Origin of the sequence: Streptomyces sp. CB02959, assembly GCF_002803155.1 — a bacterium.
In the GTDB taxonomy this organism is placed as follows: Bacteria; Actinomycetota; Actinomycetes; order Streptomycetales; family Streptomycetaceae; genus Streptomyces.
Genome location: NZ_NNBP01000001.1, coordinates 567,650 through 584,822, shown reverse-complemented (window position 1 = coordinate 584,822; position 17,173 = coordinate 567,650). Strand labels below are relative to the sequence as shown.

Genomic DNA, 17,173 nt, shown 5'->3' with positions numbered 1-17,173 from the left:
CCTCAGGCTCGCCGGGCGGGGGCGGACGACGGATCGAGCATGTCCGTCCACAGGCCGGGGAAGTCGGGCAGGGTCTTGGCGGTGGTGGCGACGTTCTCCACCTCCACGCCCTCGACGGCCAGGCCGATGATCGCGGCGGCGGTGGCCAGCCGGTGGTCCTCGTAGGTGTGGAAGATCCCGCCGTGCAGCGGCCGGGGGCGGATGTGCAGTCCGTCCGCGGTCTCGGTGACGTCGCCGCCGAGTTCGTTGAGCTCCTTGGTGAGCGCGGCCAGCCGGTCGGTCTCGTGCAGCCGCAGGTGGGCCACGCCGCGGAGCGTGGAGGGCGAGTCGGCGAGCGCGGCGACCGCGGCGATGCCCGGCGTCAGCTCGCCGACCTCGCCGAGGTCGACGTCGATGCCGTGGATCCGGCCGGTGCCGCTGAAGGTCAGGCCCTGGTCGGTCAGCTCGCAGGAGCCGCCCATGGCGGTGAAGATCTCGCGCAGTGCGTCGCCGGGCTGGGTGGTGTGCTCGGGCCAGTCCGGGATGGTGACCCGGCCGCCGGTGACCAGCGCCGCGGCCAGGAACGGCTGGGCGTTGGAGAGATCCGGCTCGACGACCAGGTCGCGGCCGAGCAGGGCACCGGGGGTGACCCGCCAGACGTTCGGCTCGCCGCCCGCCTCGGGGGTGTCCACCTGGGCGCCGACGGTGCGCAGCATGTCGACGGTCATCCGGATGTGCGGCATCGAGGGCAGCGCCGCGCCGACGTGCCGGACCTCGACGCCCTGGTTGAAGCGCGGCGCGGACAGCAGCAGGGCGCTGACGAACTGGGACGACGAGGAGGCGTCGATCTCCACCGCGCCGCCCTCCAGGGCGCCGCCGCCGAACACCGTCATCGGCAGGGCGCCGCGGTTGTCGTCGTCGATCCGGGCGCCGAGGGCGCGCAGCGCGTCGATGACGCCGCCCAGCGGGCGCTCGTAGGAGCGCGGGTCGCCGTCGAAGCGGATGGGGCCGTCGGCGAGCGCGGCGACCGGCGGCAGGAAGCGCATCACCGTGCCGGCGTTGCCGACGTCGACGGTGGCCGGGCCGTGCAGGCCGGCGGGGATGATCCGCCAGGCCTCGCCGCCGGAGGTGCCGGCGGAGCCCGAGGAGACGGTCTCCTCGATGCCGACGCCCATGGCGCGCAGCGCCTCGGCCATCAGCAGGGTGTCGCGGGAGCGCAGCGGGCGGCGCAGCCAGCCGGGCTCGGAGGAGAGGGCGGCCAGGACCAGGCCGCGGTTCGTGACCGATTTGGAGCCGGGCACGGTGACGGTCGCATCGACCGCCCCCGGGGCGACGGGGGCGGGCCACAGGGCAGGAAGGGCGGGGCTCTCGGTCATGCCCTTACTTTAATGGCTGGACAAGGGTTCCGATCTTGATCAAAAGCGTCGCAACCTGTGCGAAACACGGCTCTCGTGGTGCAACCGCAGGCAGCGGGCCTCTCCGGGGCAACAGGGGCGACACCGACATACGGAATGTGGGTTACCGGATGCCACCGGTAGGGACATCCGCTGCTCCTTCATATGCCGAATTCATATGCCAAGCAGCCAGCGCCCGCCGCCGAGCAGGGAGCACACCGTCATGACGTGGAAGAACCCGAGCCACACGGCGGCCGGGACGTGGGTGAGCCGGGCCAGCTGGTCGGGGTCGGAGTCCACGGCCCCGCCGCGCCGCCGCTTCCCCTGGAGCTCGAACGGCGGCCGCACCCCGCCCAGCAGCAGGAACCACACCACCGCGTACGCGAACGCCGCCTGCACCTCGGGCGCGGTCAGCCAGGACACCAGCAGGAAGGTGCCGCCCGACAGGACGACGGTGAGCACGCCGTACGCGTTGCGGATCATCACCAGCATCACCAGCAGCAGCGCGGTGGCCCCCCACAGCAGGGCCGTGGTGTGCCCGGCGGCCAGCAGCGCGGCGCCCGCAAGGCCCAGCAGCGACGGGGCGAGGTAGCCGGCAGCGGCGGTCAGGATCATGCCCACACCGTGCGGTTTGCCGCGGGAGACGGTCAGTCCCGAGGTGTCCGAGTGCAGCCGGATCCCGTCCAGGCGGCGGCCGGTGAGCAGGGCGATCAACCCGTGGCCGCCCTCGTGGGCGATGGTGACGGCGTTCCGCGACAGGTGCCAGGCGGTGCGCGGGACGACGGCGCCCAGGGCCAGCACGCCGGTGACTATCACCAGCCAGAGCGAGGGGCCGGGCTGGGCCGAGAAGACCCGGTCCCAGACGTCGGTGATGTGGTGGGTGTCCATGTCTCCCCTTCGTGTGGCATGGCAGTGTGGCATGCATGTGCGGTAGGTATGCAGCGAGCCGGCAGCCCGAGGAACTGGTGGGGGTCTTCGGCGTCCAGCAGTGGGAGCCCACGGAGTCGTTGGCGCCCAGCTGGAACGTCGCTCCGACGGACAACGTGCGGGTGGTACTGGAACGTCCCCTCAAGGGCGAGGCCGCCGCCGCCTTCCCGCCCGGTCCGGTCCGCCAGCTGCGGACACTCAAGTGGGGCCTGGTCCCGGCGTGGGCGAAATCACCCGAGGGCGCCGCGCGGATGATCAACGCACGGTCCGAGACGGTGCACGAGAAGCCGTCGTTCCGGCAGGCGTTCGCCGCCCGCCGCTGCCTGATCCCCGGCGACGGCTACTTCGAGTGGGTCACCGGCTCCGCCGAGCGGCAGCTGGAGGAGCAGGGCCGGAAGAAGCGCCCCCGCAAACAGCCGTACTTCGTGACGCCCGCGGACGGCTCGGTGATGGCGATGGCCGGGCTCTACGAGTTCTGGCGGGACCGCACCCTGCCCGGTGACCACCCGCTGGCCTGGTGGGTGACCTGCACCGTCGTCACCACCGAGGCCGAGACCACCCCGCTGGCCGGGGCCACCGGCGGGGAGGGCCCGCAGGCCCTCGCCGACATCCACCCGCGGATGCCGCTGGTGCTGCCGCCGGACCGCTGGGACGCCTGGCTCGACCCGGCCCGCACCGACCCCGACGACCTCCGTGCGCTGCTGGCCCCGCCGCCGACCGGACTGATGCGGGCCCACCCGGTCCCGACCGACGTCAGCAACGTCCGCAACAACGGGCCGGAGCTGGTCACCGAACTGGACGGGCCCGAGGTCGGCACGCTGTTCTGACCGGCCGGGCGGGCCGAGCTGCCCTCCCCGGCGCGGCACGGGCAGGATGGGCGTATGAGGACGAGGGCGAACGAGAGCGAGACGGTCGCGACGCCGGCGGGCGACGCCCGGATCTCCTGGTACCGCGACGCCGAGCCGGCCCGGGCCGTGGTCGCCGTGAGCCACGGGGCGGGCGGCGGCATCGAGGCCCGCGACCTGGTGGCCCTGGCGGCGGTGCTGCCGGCCCGCGGCTACACCGTGGCGCTGGTCGAGCAGCCGTGGCGGGTGGCGGGCAAGAAGGTGGCGCCCGCGCCCAAGACCCTGGACACCGGATGGACCGCACTCTGGCCGGCGTTGGAGAAGCCCGGCCTGCCGGTGGTCGCGGGCGGCCGGAGCGCCGGTGCCCGGGTGGCCTGCCGGACGGCGCGCGAGCTGGGCGCCCACGCCGTACTGGCGCTGAGCTTCCCGCTGCACCCGCCGGGGAAGCCGGAGAAGTCCCGGGCCGACGAGCTGACCGGCGCCGGGGTGCCGACCCTGGTGGTCCAGGGGGGCCGGGACCCGTTCGGTCGCCCCGAGGAGTTCCCGGCGGGCACCGAGCTCACGGAGGTGGCCCACGGCGACCACGGTTTCGCGGTGCCGAAGTCGGCGGGGGTGACCGAGGCGGAGTCGATGGCGGCGCTCACCGACGCGGTGGTGGCGTGGCTGGACGGGATGTTCGGCTGACCGGTCCGGGCGGCGCGGGGGTGCCGGGCCGACCTGCCGGACCGCGCGAACAATCCGGCCGCTCCGGCCGGGAATGATCCGGCCCGGTGCCGCTGTTGTGCCATGCGTAGGCAATGGAGCACAGCCAGCGCGCACGAGGAATGGGAGTCCGCCGCATGGGAATCGCTTGCCCGGCCCGACCGGCCGCCGACCTGCAGTGGCCGCAGATGCAGGTGACGCAGTCAGCCCTGGCTGGAGCGGCGGCGGCACCTGATCGTCGTCTATTCTCCGAATCGAGAGGGCCTGTGGCGTCGGCAGCCGCGGGAACCGCCACGGTGTTGGAGGAGGTGGGTCCGGTCACCGGAACCGACGAAGGGACCGACGGCCCGGCTGCGGAGCAGACCGCGGGTCGGACGGAGAGCGACGTCGAGCGCAACGCGCGCTTCGAGCGGGACGCCCTCACCTTCCTCGACCAGATGTACTCCGCCGCCCTGCGCATGACGCGCAACCCGGCCGACGCGGAGGACCTGGTGCAGGAGACGTACGCCAAGGCGTACGCGTCCTTCCACCAGTTCCGGGAGGGCACCAACCTCAAGGCGTGGCTGTACCGGATCCTCACCAACACCTTCATCAACTCCTACCGCAAGAAGCAGCGTGAGCCGCAGCGCAGCGCCGCCGACGAGATCGAGGACTGGCAGCTCGCCCGCGCCGAGTCCCACATGTCGACGGGTCTGCGCTCCGCCGAGTCGCAGGCGCTCGACCACCTCCCCGACTCGGACGTGAAGGCCGCGCTCCAGGCGATCCCCGAGGAATTCCGGATCGCCGTCTATCTCGCGGACGTCGAGGGCTTTGCGTACAAGGAGATCGCGGACATCATGGGGACACCCATCGGCACGGTGATGTCCCGTCTCCACCGCGGCCGGCGCCAACTGCGCGGCATGCTGGAGGATTACGCCCGTGAGCGCGGGCTGGTCCCGGCGGGCGCGTCCGCCCAGCCGGAGTCCGCGCAGGCACCGGAGTCGCACGACCGGAAAGGCTCGGGATCATGAGCTGCGGAGAGCCGCACGAGAAGGACTGCTCAGAGGTCCTTGACCACCTTTACGAGTATCTCGACCGCGAGATGCCGGCCGGGGAGTGCGCCGACTTCCAGGTCCATCTCGACGAGTGCTCGCCGTGCCTGGAGAAGTACGGCCTGGAGCAGGCCGTCAAGAAGCTCGTCAAGCGCTGCTGCGGGCACGACGACGTCCCCGCGGACCTGCGGTCCAAGGTCATGGGCCGGATCGACCTGATCCGGGCCGGGGAGACCGTGCCCGAGGTGAGCGTCCTGGACCAGGCCCGGCACGAGCAGGCCGAGCGGGAGCGCGCGGCGGACGCCGGGGGCGCCGCCGGAGCGCCCTCGAAGGCCGACGCGGCCGGCAACGGCGCGCACGCCGAGTAGGGCCGCCCCAGCGCGGGCCCGGTCCCGTACCGGCCCGCTGCCGCCCGGCCGACCCGCCCGCGCGCCGAACAGGCGCGCGCCCCCTTCACCCCTGAGAGTGAGGGGCGGGACGATCCGTCCTACCCGATCCGTCGATGCGCCCCCTCGGGCGCCGCGGCCCCTCTATTCTCGCCGGACCCCCGCGGTGCACGGCCATCCGCCGTGACGGGGAGTGCGTCGGGCACGGTGAGGAGGGCGCGATGCGGGAACTTCCGACGGCCGCGCGGGTGTACATCGGCTGCGCCGCCCTGGCCGCGGCGCTCTGCGCGGCCCCCGCGGTACGGCTCGGCGCCGCCGCCCCCTGGACCGGCGTGCTGGCCCTCGGCGCCCTCCACGGCCTGTGCGAACGGATCCGCCGCTGCCCGCTGACCGACGGCCCGGCGGGGCGCGCCACCGGCTCCGACGCCTCGCCCGGAACGTTTCCTCCGGGCTGGGCCACCCCCGTCGTCCTTGCCGGATCCTTCCTGCTGCCGCCGCCGCTGGCCGTCCTGGTCGCCGTCCCCGGTGCCCTGCTCGCCCCGGCCGCCCACCCCTGGCCGGCCGCCCGCCGCCTCTGGCACACCGCCGAACTCGCCCTTGCCGCCTGGGCGGCCGCCCTCGTCTTCCGGGCCGCCGCCCCCGTCGCCGCGGCCACGGCCCCGCTCCCCGAGCTGCTGCCGCCCGCCCTGGCCGCCGCCGGTGCCTTCTGCGCCGTGCTCACCGGGCTCGGCGGCGGGGTGCTGGTCCTCGCCGAACGGCATCCGCCGCGCACCGCCTGGCGCGGCCCGGCGGCCCGACTGCCGGTCCCGCACCTCGTCCACGGGCTGACCGGGCTGATGATGGCGGTCCTCTGGCACAGCGCCTACGGGCCGCCCGCGGCGCTGCTGGTGCTGCTCCCGGTGCACCTGTCCTGCTGGGCGTTCGCGCAGTACCAGCGGGAGCGCGCCGCCCACCAGGCCACCGTCCGGGCCCTGGTCCAGGCCGTCGACATCAAGGACCGCTACACCCGCGGGCACAGCGAGCGGGTCGGGCGGGCCTCGGTGCTGATCGCCCGGGAGCTGGGCATGGCCGGGGACCGGCTGGAGGTGCTGCGGTTCGCCGGGATCCTGCACGACGTCGGCAAACTCGGCGTCCCCACCCGGCTGTTGCGCAAGGACGGGCCGCTGACCCCGGAGGAGCGGCGGGTCATCGAGCTGCACCCCGAGTACGGGCACGAGATCGTCCGCGGCATCGGCTTCCTGGGCGAGGCGCGGGCGGCGATCCTGCACCACCACGAGCGGGTGGACGGCAGCGGCTACCCCTACGGACTGACGGAACATCAGATTCCCGAGTGTGCGCGGGTGGTGGCGGTCGCCGACGCCTTCGACGCGATGACCTCCACCCGTTCCTACCGCCGGGCCCGCCCGGTCCCCGCCGCGGTCGCCGAACTCCGCCGGTGCGCCGGAACGCAGTTCGACCCGCGGATGGTCCGGGCGCTGGCCGCCGCCCTCGACAAGCACGGCTGGCGGCCGGAGCAGGTCACCGCGGGGGAGGAGCGGGAGCCCGACCCGGCCCCGGTGGGGCGCGGCGCGGTCCCTCCGGTCGGGGCCCACCGGCCGGGCGGCGCCCGATGAGCCGCCGCACGGCCGTCTGGGTGCACGGGCCGGCCGCCGCGCTGGCCTGCTGGGGCCTGGGCCACACCCTGTGGCACGGCATCACCGCGCCGCGCACCGCGCTGGCCTTCGGGGCGCTGATCGCGGTGGGCGAGGCGGTGCGCCGGGTCCCGGTCCACCCGGTCGGCCCCGGGTCCGCCCCGCCCCACGGGCGCCACCCCGGGGCGGCCGCCGTCCCGTCGATGCGCCGGGCCCCGGCGCGGCCCGGCGGGTCCCCGCGGGCGGCGTCGGCGTTGCCGGGCCTGCGGGAGGGGGCCCCGCTCGGGGCGGCCGGGGCGCTCGGCTACGCGCTGCTCGGCGAGGCGGGCGGGCGGCCGGCCGCGCACGGGGTGCCGCAGACCGTGGCGGTGGTGGTGGCGGCCGGGCTGGTGGGGCTCGTCCCCTACCTGGCGCGCGGCGGCGGGCCGGTGCTGGACCCGTTCGCCCGCCGGGTGCTGACCGTCGGGTTCGCCGCCATCTGCTGCCAACCCCTGTACGGCGCCGGGGCGTTGCCCGCCTGGGCCGCGGCCGGCCCGGTCGGCCCGCTCTTCCTGGCCGTGCTGCTGGCGCTGACCGCGCTCTGCGACGCGGTGCTGGCGGCCGCACTGGCCCGGGCCCGCACCGGCTGGCCGTACGGGCCGCTGCTGCGCGACGAGTTGCGGGCGCTGCCCGGCATCGGCACCGCCATCTGCGCCACCGGCGTGGTCATCGCGCTGGGCGTGGCGGTCGCCGGGCTGTGGGCGCTGCCGGTGTTCTGCCTGCCGCTGCTGCTGACCCAGATCGCCCTCCGCCGGTACGCGGCGGTCCGCGCCACCTACCGCCAGACCATCGCCTCGCTGGCCCGCGCCACCGAGATCGCCGGCTGCACCCCGCCCGGCCACGCCCGCCGGGTGGCCGGACTCAGCCGCGCGGTGGGGCGGGAACTCGGCCTCGGCGGGCCGGACTTGGACGTCCTCGAACACGCCGCCCTGATGCACGACATCGGCCAGCTGTCGCTGGTCGACCCGGTGCCGGACGGTGCCACCGCCCCGCTGCCGCCCGCCGAGCAGCGCCGGATCGCCCTGCTGGGCGGCGCCGTGGCCCGGCAGACCGGAGCCCCGCCGGAGGTCGCGGTGATCGTCGAGCGGCAGGCCGATCCGTACCGGGAGCAGCCGGTCACGGCCCGTATCGTCCGCACCGTCAACGCCTACGACGACCTCGTGGCGGGCGCCGCCGGACCCGCGGGGCGGCTGCGCGCCCTGGAACGGCTGCGGCTGGCCACCGCCCGGGACCACGAGCCGCGAGTGGTCGAGGCGCTGGCCCGGGTCCTGGCGCGCGGGGGCCGGGCGGGCTGAGCGCCCTGGTGCGCCGGGGCGCTCAGCCCGTTCGCACGCCCCCGGCGAGGGCCCCGCGCACCCCCGTCGCGCAGTGTTCCCGGCCCGTCCACCGCCGGGGAACCCATGGGTAATGAGCGCCCCGCGAGATGGGCATGGTTGGATGCGAAGGGAGCCCCCTGAAGGGGGGTTCAGGGGGTCGGCGCAGGGCATGAGCCGCACGGGGGCGCAGCACACCGGGCTGAACCCGACGGCAATCTGTGGCAGGTTGTCGAGTGGGCCCCCAGAAGGCCCCGGGTAACCGCCCGGGACTCCTCCGGAGCGGCACAAGAGCAACCAGCAGGCGGGAATCGTGAGGATCTTCGGCAAGGTACGGCACCGGCCCTCCGCCTCATGGCGGCAGGCGACCGACCGCGCTTTCACGCTGATCGGCGACGGCCGTTACGAGGACGCGGGGGCGCTGCTGACCCGCGCGGCGGACATGGAGCCGTGGCTGTCGGAGTCCTGGTTCAACCTCGCGCTGCTGCACAAGTTCCGGCACGACTGGGAGCAGGCCCGGGCCGCCGGGCTGCGCGCGGTGGCGCTGCTGGACCGCGAGACCGGGGCGCCCGACTGGTGGAACGTCGGCATCGCCGCCACCGCCCTCCAGGACTGGCCGCTGGCCCGCCGCGCCTGGCAGGCGTACGGCCTGAAGGTCCCCGGCGAGGGGTCGCCGACCGGCGAGCCGCTGGGGATGGCGCTGGGCAGCGCCGCGGTCCGGCTCTCGCCCGAGGGCGAGGCCGAGGTGGTCTGGGGCCGCCGGCTGGACCCGGCCCGGATCGAGGTGCTCTCCATCCCGCTGCCGTCCTCCGGGCGGCGCTGGGGCGAGGTGGTGCTGCACGACGGCGTCCCGCACGGCGAGCGGACCACCACCGGGGCCGCCGGCGAGACCCGCACGTTCCCGGTCTTCGACGAGATCGAGCTGTGGGCGCCCTCGCCGGTGCCCACCTGGGTGGTGCTCCTGGAGGCCGCCACCGAGGCCGACCGGGACGCGCTGGAGCAGCTGGCGGCCGACGCCGGCTTCGCCGCCGAGGACTGGTCGTCGTCCGTGCGGCTGCTGTGCCGCACCTGCTCCGAGAGCCGGATGCCCAGCGACGAGGGCGACGGCGAGCACCTGGACCCGCACGACCACAGCGAACCGGGCCATCCCGGGCCGCTGGGCCACCGCACCGCCGGCTCCGGCTCGCTCTGGGCCCCGGAGCGCGAGTGCGGCATCGCGGCGCCCGCGGCCCTGGTGCGGGGCCTGCTGGACGGCTGGGTCGCGGACAGCCCGGACACCCGGGAATGGCGCGATCTTGAAGAGGTCTGCTGAGCGGGAGACCGCGTCCCCGTAGGCTGTAGGGCGTTCCCCGAGGGTTTTGCAGGAAGGCGTACGGCGGAGATGGCCCAGCAGGACAGTGATCAGCAGGAGAGCGTCGAGTTCGTCGACGACGTCACGGACGCCAAGGAGCGCGAGGAGGCCCACCGGGAGCGCGGCACCTCCCGCCCGATCACCGTGGTCGGCAACCCGGTCCTCCACAAGGAGTGCAAGGACGTCACCGCGTTCGACGCCGAGCTGGCGCAGCTGATCGACGACATGTTCGCCAGCCAGCGCACCGCCGAGGGCGTCGGCCTGGCCGCCAACCAGATCGGCGTGGACCTCAAGGTCTTCGTCTACGACTGCCTGGACGACGAGGGCGTCCGGCACGTCGGCGCGGTCTGCAACCCCGTCCTGGACGAGCTGCCCGCCGGGCGCCGGGTGCTGGACGACTCCAACGAGGGCTGCCTGTCCGTGCCCGGCGCGTACGCCGAGCTGGCCCGTCCCGACTACGCGGTGGTCCGCGGCCGGAACGCCCAGGGCGAGCCGATCGTGGTGCAGGGCACCGGCTACTTCGCGCGCTGCCTCCAGCACGAGACCGACCACCTCTACGGCTACCTCTACATCGACCGGCTCTCCAAGCGCGACCGCAAGGACGCGCTGAAGCAGATGGCCGAGCGGGAGCCCCGCTACCCCGTCGTCCCCAACGACTGAGGCGGCGGTCGAGCGGGGCTCCGGCCCTGTACGGCCCTACGCGGCGTTCTGGAAGGTGGCCCAGACCTGGGGCGGGAGCGAGGTTCCCAGCCCGGTGTCGGGGCCACCGACGCCGTTCAGGGGCAGCAGCTGAGGCGCGCCCGGCTTGTTCCGGAAGAGCGTGATCGCGGTGGTGGGCTCGGCGCCGTCCCCGCCACCGGGAGCCCGGTCGGCGCGGACACCGGAACCGGCGGCCGCCCCGGGGCGCAGCCCCGCGCCCCAGACGGTGGCGCCGGCCGGCGGCGGGGTGCCGACGAACCACGCCGACTTCATCCGGTCCCCCGGCTCGGTGGCCGCGGCCGCGGGCGGCTGCTTCACCGTCCTGTCGCCCGGCGACAGGACGCGCCAGCCCAGCCCCGACAGCATGTTGGTCATGGTCTGCGCGACCTCCGGGGTGACCACCTGCTGGGGTTCGGCGCGCTCGAAGCCGGTCATCGCCTTGCCCTGGTAGGTCATCTTCGTGACGGCGTACGGTTCGGCGTGCCGCCCGCCGTTGGCGAAAGTGGTGTACGCGCTGGCCAGCCGGACGGCGCTGGGTGCCGAGGTGCCCAGTGGGAAGGTCTGCTCCAGCTGGGCCAGGCTCTCCTTGCGCAGCCCCAGGCCGAGCGTCAGGTCCCGGATCTGCTCCAGTCCGAGCTCCTTCCCGGCCTGGACGAACGGGACGTTCGAGCCCTGCATCAGGGCGCCGAGCAGCGCGTCGGACCGGCTGGTGCTGTTCACCGGGCGCGGCTGGTCGCCGTACTGCTCGGCCTCCTGCTGGAGGGCGGTGGCCAGGACGAACGGCTTGAAGGCGGAGCCGGCCGGGACCGCCGTGGTGTCGGCGTTGTTGCTGAAGTGCCGGGTGGCGTCCGCGCCGCCGTAGAGCGCGACGATGGCGCCGTCTCCGGGGCGCACCGAGGCGGCACCGAATTCCACGAAGGTGTCCTCGGCGCGCTTCTTCGGGTCGAGCCTCTTCTTGCGGACGTCGCCGACGGCCTTTTCCAGTCGGCGGGTGCGCTGTTTGTCGAACGTGGTGTGAATGCGGTAGCCGCCGCGGGCCAGGTCCTTGTCGGTCAGGCCGGTTGCGGCCTTCACGAACTTGTTGGCGATGTCGACGAGATAGCCGATCTGGCCGGCCTGGCTGGTGGGCTTGGCCACCGGGCGCGGCTCGGGGAACTCACGGTACTGCGCCCGCTCCTCCTTGCTCATCGCGCCGGTGGCGACCAGCCGGTCGAGTATCCACTTCCAACGGTCCACCGCGCGGGCGTGGTTGGCCTTGCTCAGCCCCGGGTCGTACTGCTCGGAGCCCTTCAGCAGGGCGGCCAGCAGCGCGCCCTGGCTGGGGTCGAGGTCCTTGGCGTCGATGCCGTAGTAGGCGTGCGCAGCCGCCTGGATGCCGTTCGAACCGCGGCCGAACCAGCTGGTGTTGAGATAGCCGCGCAGAATGTCCGGCTTGGATTTACGGTTGTTGACCTTCAGCGAGATGATGAATTCCTTCACCTTGCGGGTCGCGGTCTGGTCCGGTGAGAGATAGGTGTTCTTCACGTACTGCTGGGTGATGGTCGAACCGCCCTGGGTGTCCCCGCCGGAGACCATGTTCAGCACGGCCCGGCCGATGCCCGTGAGCGAGACGCCGTGGTCCTCGTAGAAGGTGGCGTTCTCCGCCGCTATCACCGCGTTCTGGACGTGTTTGGGCACCTTGTCGAGGGTGACGTTCTGGCGGTTGACGGCGCCGACGCTGACCATCTGGCTGCCGTCCGCCCAGTAGTAGACGGTGGCTTCCCGGGCGGCGAGCGCGTTCTCGTTGGGGATGTCGATCTTCGCGTAGACGAACGCGAACAGCCCGGCCAGACAAGCCAGGACGAACGTGAACGTACCCAGCCACAGGCGCCATGACGGCAGCCAACGACGCACCCCCTTCCGGCCCAGGCGGGGGTAGTCGATGTACCGGCGACTTTTCTTCCTGCCCTCCATGACTCCGTAGATGCGGCGGCAGGGGCTCCGGTTGCCGCTCCGGCCGCCCGCTAATCGAACGCTCACATTCGGCGGGCGGCCGGACGGCCGGTGGGGCGGCGGGTCGGCGGGTCGGACGACCGGGATCAGAAGTCGTCGTCGAAGGAGACCGAGCCCTCGACGGCGACCTGGTAGGCCGAGGCGCGCCGCTCGAAGAAGTTGGTCAGCTCCTGGACGTTCTGCAACTCCATGAAGGAGAACGGGTTCTCCGAACCGAAGACGGCCGGGAAGCCCAGCCGGCGCAGCCGCTGGTCGGCGACGCACTGGAGGTACTCGCGCATCGACGCGGTGTTCATCCCGGGCAGGCCGTCGCCGCACAGGTCGTGGGCGAACTGCAGCTCGGCCTCGACGGCCTCCTTGAGCATGTCGGTGACCTGCTGCTGGAGCGCGTCGTCGAAGAGCTCGGGCTCCTCCTGGCGGACGGTGTCCACCACGGAGAAGGCGAACTCCATGTGCATCGACTCGTCCCGGAAGACCCAGTTGGTGCCGGTGGCCAGACCGTGCAGCAGGCCACGCGACCGGAACCAGTAGACGTACGCGAACGCGCCGTAGAAGAACAGGCCCTCGATGCAGGCCGCGAAGCAGATGAGGTTGAGCAGGAAGCGGCGGCGGTCGGCCTTGGTCTCCAGCCGCTCCATCTGCTCGACGTGGTCCATCCATTTGAAGCAGAACTGCGCCTTCTCCCGGATGGACGGGATGTTCTCCACGGCCGCGAAGGCGGCGGCGCGGTCGTCCGGGTCGGGGAGGTAGGTGTCCAGCAGCGTCAGGTAGAACTGGACGTGCACCGCCTCCTCGAAGAGCTGACGGCTCAAGTACAGCCGCGCCTCGGGGGAGTTGATGTGCTTGTAGAGGGTGAGGACGAGGTTGTTCGCGACGATCGAGTCACCGGTCGCGAAGAACGCGACCAGCCGGCCGATCATGTGCTGCTCACCGGGGGAGAGCTTGGCGAGGTCGGCGACGTCGGAGTGCAGGTCGACCTCCTCCACCGTCCAGGTGTTCTTGATCGCGTCCCGGTACCGGTCGTAGAAGTCCGGGTAGCGCATGGGGCGCAGGGTCAGCTCGAAGCCGGGGTCGAGGAGGTTCTTGGCACGGCTGGGGCGGTCGCCGGCGGCGGTGTTCTCGGGCGCGGTGGTCATTACTGGCAGGCCTCGCAGGACTCGGGGTTCTCCAGGGAGCAGGCGACCGCGTCGGGGTCGGCCACCGGCAGCTGGGCGGGGACGGATGCGGCGCGGGCCGACTGGGCGATCCGGGTCGCCGGGCGGGAGCGCAGGTAGTACGTGGTCTTGATGCCGCGCTTCCAGGCGTACGCGTACATCGAGCTGAGCTTGCCGATGGTCGGCGACGCCATGAAGAGGTTGAGCGACTGGCTCTGGTCCAGGAACGGCGTGCGGTCCGCGGCCATGTCGATCAGGGCCCGCTGGGGGATCTCCCAGGCGGTGCGGTAGCGGTGCCGGACGTCCGCGGGGATCCATTCCAGCTCCGCGACGGAGCCGTTGGCCTCCCGGAGCGCGTCCCGGGTCCGCGCGTCCCACAGGCCCAACTCCTTGAGCTCCTCGATCAGATACGTGTTGACCTGGAGGAACTCGCCGGACAGCGTCTCGCGCTTGAAGAGGTTGGAGACCTGCGGCTCGATGCACTCGTAGACGCCGGCGATGGAGGCGATGGTGGCGGTCGGCGCGATGGCCAGCAGCAGCGAGTTGCGCATCCCGGTCGCGGCGATCCGGGTGCGCAGCGCCGCCCAGCGGTCCGCCCAGCGGGGCTCGGCGTTCGGGTAGTGGTCCGGGTGCAGCACACCGCGGGCCGTACGGGTCGCGGACCAGGCCGGGTGCGGGCCGTGCCGTTCGGCGAGGTCGGCGGACGCCTCGTAGGCGGCCAGCATGATCCGCTCGGAAATACGGGTGGAGAGCTCCCGCGCCTCGGCCGAGTCGAACGGCAGCCGCAGCCGGAAGAAGACGTCCTGGAGGCCCATCAGGCCCAGACCGACCGGCCGCCAGCGGGAGTTGGAGGCGCCGGCCTGCTCGGTCGGGTAGAAGTTGATGTCCACGACCCGGTCGAGGAAGGCCACGGCGGTGCGGACGGTGGCGTCCAGCCGCTCCCAGTCCAGTTCGCCGTCCTCGCCCAGATGCGCGGCGAGGTTGACCGACCCCAGGTTGCAGACGGCGGTCTCCCCGTCGTCGGTGACCTCCAGGATCTCCGTGCACAGGTTGGAGGAGTGCACGACCCGGCCGGGCTCGGCGGTCTGGTTGGCGGTGCGGTTGGCGGCGTCCTTGAACGTCATCCAGCCGTTGCCGGTCTGCGCCAGGGTGCGCATCATCCGGGAGTACAGCACCCGGGCCGGGACCTGCTTGCGGGCCTTGCCCGCGGCCTCCGCCGCCCGATAGGCGGCGTCGAACTCCGCGCCCCACAGGTCGACCAGCTCGGGCACGTCGGAGGGGGAGAACAGCGACCAGTCCGCGTCCGCCTCCACCCGGCGCATGAACTCGTCCGGGATCCAGTGCGCGATGTTGAGGTTGTGGGTCCGGCGGGCCTCCTCGCCGGTGTTGTCCCGCAGCTCCAGGAATTCCTCGATGTCGGCGTGCCAGGTCTCCAGGTAGACGCAGGCCGCGCCCTTGCGGCGGCCGCCCTGGTTGACCGCCGCCACCGACGCGTCCAGCGTGCGCAGGAACGGCACGATGCCGTTGGAGTGCCCGTTGGTGCCGCGGATCAGCGAACCGCGGGCGCGGATCCGGGAGTACGACAGGCCGATCCCGCCGGCGTGCTTGGAGAGCCGGGCCACCTGGTGGTAGCGGTCGTAGATCGAGTCCAGCTCGTCCAGCGGGGAGTCCAACAGGTAGCAGGAGGACATCTGCGGGTGGCGGGTGCCGGAGTTGAAGAGCGTGGGGGAGGACGGCAGGTAGGAGAGCGTGCTGGTCAGCCGGTACAGCTCGGCGACGTCCGCGAGCGCCCGCGCGGAGTCGTCCTCGGCGAGGCCGCAGGCCACCCGCAGCAGGAAGTGCTGGGGCGTCTCGATCACCCGGCGGGTGGTGGGGTGCCGCAGCAGGTAGCGCGACTGGAGGGTGCGCAGCCCGAAGTACCCGAACCGGTCGTCGGCGCCGCCCACCCGTCGCCCGCCACCACCCTCGGTGGAAGGCGCTTCACGCCCCTCCGATTGCGCCTCGCGGACCAGCGCGTCCAGCCGCTCCGCGTGGCTGCCGACGAACTCCGCGGTGACGTCCGCGATCAGCCCCGCCTGGTGGCCGACCGCGATCGAGGCGGAGAAGGAGGTGGCGCCCTGGCCGGCGGCCTCCTCGGCGATGGCGAGGGTCAGCAGGCGCGCGGCGAGCTTGGAGTACTGCGGTTCGTCGCCGATCAGTCCGGCCGCGGCCTCGGTCGCCAGCGAGCGCAGTTCCGCCGCGTCGGAGCCGGGGTGCCGGCCGCGCAGCGCGGCGGCGGCCACCTTGCCGGGGTCGGTCGCGGGCAGGTCCGCGGTCAGCTCGGTCAGCGTCCGCAGCAGGGCGACGCCCGGCCCGTCCTCATGCACGGGAGGCGCGGCCACCACGGGCTGCACGACCTCGGCGTCTGACGCGGGCTCCGTTGGCGCGATGGTCACCTGATGCTCTCCCTCACTCGGCGGGGGCCGGGAGGGGCGGCGGTGCGACGGGAGCCGTGCGGGCAGCGCGGCACCCCGCGGCGAACCGGGGGTGCGCGGGTCGGCCGCGCGGCGTCCATCGGCCCATCCCTCGGGGCCCGGACGTATCGACGCCGCGCCGATGGCGGCGCGGACGTACCGTCGACAGGTCTTCGGACTCGGGAGCGCGCCGCCGGGCCCGCATCCATGGGAAACGGCTCGTGGGCTGCGCTCTCATACCGTTGCGGGACAGTTCCGGACTCACACCGGATTCCCCTGCGGCGACAGCGAGGAAGAGCATACATCTTGTGTCGCTCCCCGCACGCACCCCCACATCTTGTGTCGCCGCCGCATACCATTCCCCCGGGCGTGCGAAGGGCCGGGTCGCCCGGCCCCCTTCGGAACGCCTCGGAAAAGCCTTCGGGGAGCGTCCCGAAGGCGGCTCAGGCCAGCTCGCGGGCGAACGCCCACAGGGTGATGCCGGGCACCGGATCCCAGTCCCGCTCCGCCGCCCGTGCGCCCCGGCACCGCCCCGTCCACCGACGACCGCCCGCCGGCAGGGCCGAGATGACGAATGGTCGCCATCGTGTGACTGTCGGGGGGGGCGACTATCGTCGGTCTCAGTTCCCTGCTTGGTCCGACAGCAAGGAGAAGGCGCCATGACCGCGCTCGCCGACCCGCCGCACATCATGACTCCCGAGCACTTTGAAGAGGCCGCCCGGATACTCGCCCGCCTGGAAGAGGGTGCGCGGTTGGAACTCATCGATGGGAAGGTCAAGAGCAAGCCGACGCCGGACGGCGATCACGGGCGGATCATCCAGTGGCTCACGCGTATCTGCATGCAGTACCGCCCCGAGCTCTGGCTCGACCCTGCGCAGGGCATCAAGGTGCAGTCGTACCGTAGCGGCCGCGCCCGGCCGGACGGCACGCTCGCTCCCATGGACGCCTTCGTCGGCCAGGGTGAATGGGCCGACCCCGCCTCCGTGCTGATGGCCGTCGAGGTGACCTCGTACGACTCCGACACCGAGCAACGCGACAGGGTGGAGAAGCCCAGGGCCTACGCCGAAACGGGCATTCCGCTCTACCTGATGATCGACCGGAAGTCCTGCCAGGTGTCGTTGTACAGCGAGCCTGCCGGTGAGTGCTACGAGAACGTGCACACCGTGCCGTTCGGCAGGTCCCTTCACCTTCCGGACCCGGTGGGCATCACGCTCGACACCACGCCGCTCAAGGATTGGGTCCACTGACCGGCGCTGATGCCGCGCTGCATGCGGAGG

At 73.1% G+C, this 17,173-nt stretch carries 14 protein-coding genes and 1 riboswitch; of the genes, 9 read left to right on the top strand and 5 right to left on the bottom strand.

Going from position 1 to position 17,173, the window contains the following annotated elements; all coding sequences use genetic code 11:
- Window positions 1–2 precede the first annotated feature (2 nt).
- Together aroA and CG747_RS02410 are read right to left on the bottom strand one after the other, a co-directional pair.
- Window positions 3–1,355: a 3-phosphoshikimate 1-carboxyvinyltransferase gene (gene aroA / locus CG747_RS02415; protein ID WP_100599879.1), complete on the bottom strand. Its 1,353-nt coding sequence runs from the start codon at window positions 1,353–1,355 to the stop codon at window positions 3–5.
- Window positions 1,356–1,547: 192 nt separating this feature from the next.
- Entirely contained in the window at window positions 1,548–2,261 is a 714-nt protein-coding gene (locus CG747_RS02410; RefSeq protein ID WP_100599878.1) for a M50 family metallopeptidase, read from the bottom strand.
- A 35-nt stretch (window positions 2,262–2,296) separates the two neighbouring features.
- Between CG747_RS02410 and CG747_RS02405 the strand changes: the two genes are divergently transcribed.
- The 8 genes from CG747_RS02405 (at window position 2,297) to def (ending at window position 10,258) form a co-directional block, all read left to right on the top strand.
- Window positions 2,297–3,127, top strand: a complete 831-nt coding sequence (locus CG747_RS02405) for an SOS response-associated peptidase (RefSeq protein WP_100599877.1) — start codon at window positions 2,297–2,299, stop codon at window positions 3,125–3,127.
- 54 nt (window positions 3,128–3,181) lie between these two features.
- Entirely contained in the window at window positions 3,182–3,829 is a 648-nt protein-coding gene (locus CG747_RS02400) for an alpha/beta family hydrolase (RefSeq protein WP_100599876.1), read from the top strand.
- 326 nt (window positions 3,830–4,155) lie between these two features.
- On the top strand, window positions 4,156–4,857 hold the full coding sequence (locus tag CG747_RS02395) for a sigma-70 family RNA polymerase sigma factor (RefSeq protein ID WP_257980187.1): 702 nt from the start codon (window positions 4,156–4,158) through the stop codon (window positions 4,855–4,857).
- Window positions 4,854–5,246 carry a mycothiol system anti-sigma-R factor gene (gene rsrA / locus CG747_RS02390; RefSeq protein WP_100599874.1) on the top strand — a complete coding sequence of 131 codons (393 nt, stop codon included), beginning with the start codon at window positions 4,854–4,856 and terminating at the stop codon, window positions 5,244–5,246. Before CG747_RS02395 ends, rsrA begins: the two co-directional genes overlap by 4 nt.
- 239 nt (window positions 5,247–5,485) lie before the next feature.
- On the top strand, window positions 5,486–6,877 hold the full coding sequence (locus CG747_RS02385; RefSeq protein WP_100599873.1) for an HD-GYP domain-containing protein: 1,392 nt from the start codon (window positions 5,486–5,488) through the stop codon (window positions 6,875–6,877).
- Entirely contained in the window at window positions 6,874–8,229 is a 1,356-nt protein-coding gene (locus CG747_RS02380) for an HD-GYP domain-containing protein (protein WP_257980174.1), read from the top strand. The genes CG747_RS02385 and CG747_RS02380 overlap by 4 nt, the downstream gene beginning before the upstream one ends.
- A 331-nt stretch (window positions 8,230–8,560) precedes the next feature.
- Window positions 8,561–9,559 carry a hypothetical protein gene (locus CG747_RS02375; RefSeq protein ID WP_100599872.1) on the top strand — a complete coding sequence of 333 codons (999 nt, stop codon included), beginning with the start codon at window positions 8,561–8,563 and terminating at the stop codon, window positions 9,557–9,559.
- A gap of 69 nt (window positions 9,560–9,628) precedes the next feature.
- Entirely contained in the window at window positions 9,629–10,258 is a 630-nt protein-coding gene (gene def, locus CG747_RS02370) for a peptide deformylase (protein WP_100599871.1), read from the top strand.
- 36 nt (window positions 10,259–10,294) lie between these two features.
- Here def and CG747_RS02365 read toward each other — a convergent pair whose 3' ends face one another.
- The 3 genes from CG747_RS02365 to CG747_RS02355 form a co-directional block, all read right to left on the bottom strand.
- Entirely contained in the window at window positions 10,295–12,250 is a 1,956-nt protein-coding gene (locus tag CG747_RS02365) for a transglycosylase domain-containing protein (protein WP_100599870.1), read from the bottom strand.
- A 125-nt stretch (window positions 12,251–12,375) separates the two neighbouring features.
- Window positions 12,376–13,425, bottom strand: coding sequence for a ribonucleotide-diphosphate reductase subunit beta (locus CG747_RS02360; protein WP_100599869.1), 1,050 nt, complete (start codon window positions 13,423–13,425; stop codon window positions 12,376–12,378).
- Window positions 13,425–15,878, bottom strand: a complete 2,454-nt coding sequence (locus CG747_RS02355; protein WP_180985349.1) for a ribonucleoside-diphosphate reductase subunit alpha — start codon at window positions 15,876–15,878, stop codon at window positions 13,425–13,427. The genes CG747_RS02360 and CG747_RS02355 overlap by 1 nt, the downstream gene beginning before the upstream one ends.
- A gap of 186 nt (window positions 15,879–16,064) precedes the next feature.
- Window positions 16,065–16,172, bottom strand: a riboswitch (cobalamin riboswitch).
- A gap of 383 nt (window positions 16,173–16,555) precedes the next feature.
- On the opposite strand from CG747_RS02355, the gene CG747_RS02345 reads away from it, so the two are divergent.
- Window positions 16,556–17,143: a Uma2 family endonuclease gene (locus CG747_RS02345; protein ID WP_100599868.1), complete on the top strand. Its 588-nt coding sequence runs from the start codon at window positions 16,556–16,558 to the stop codon at window positions 17,141–17,143.
- The last annotated feature ends 30 nt before the right edge of the window (window positions 17,144–17,173 follow it).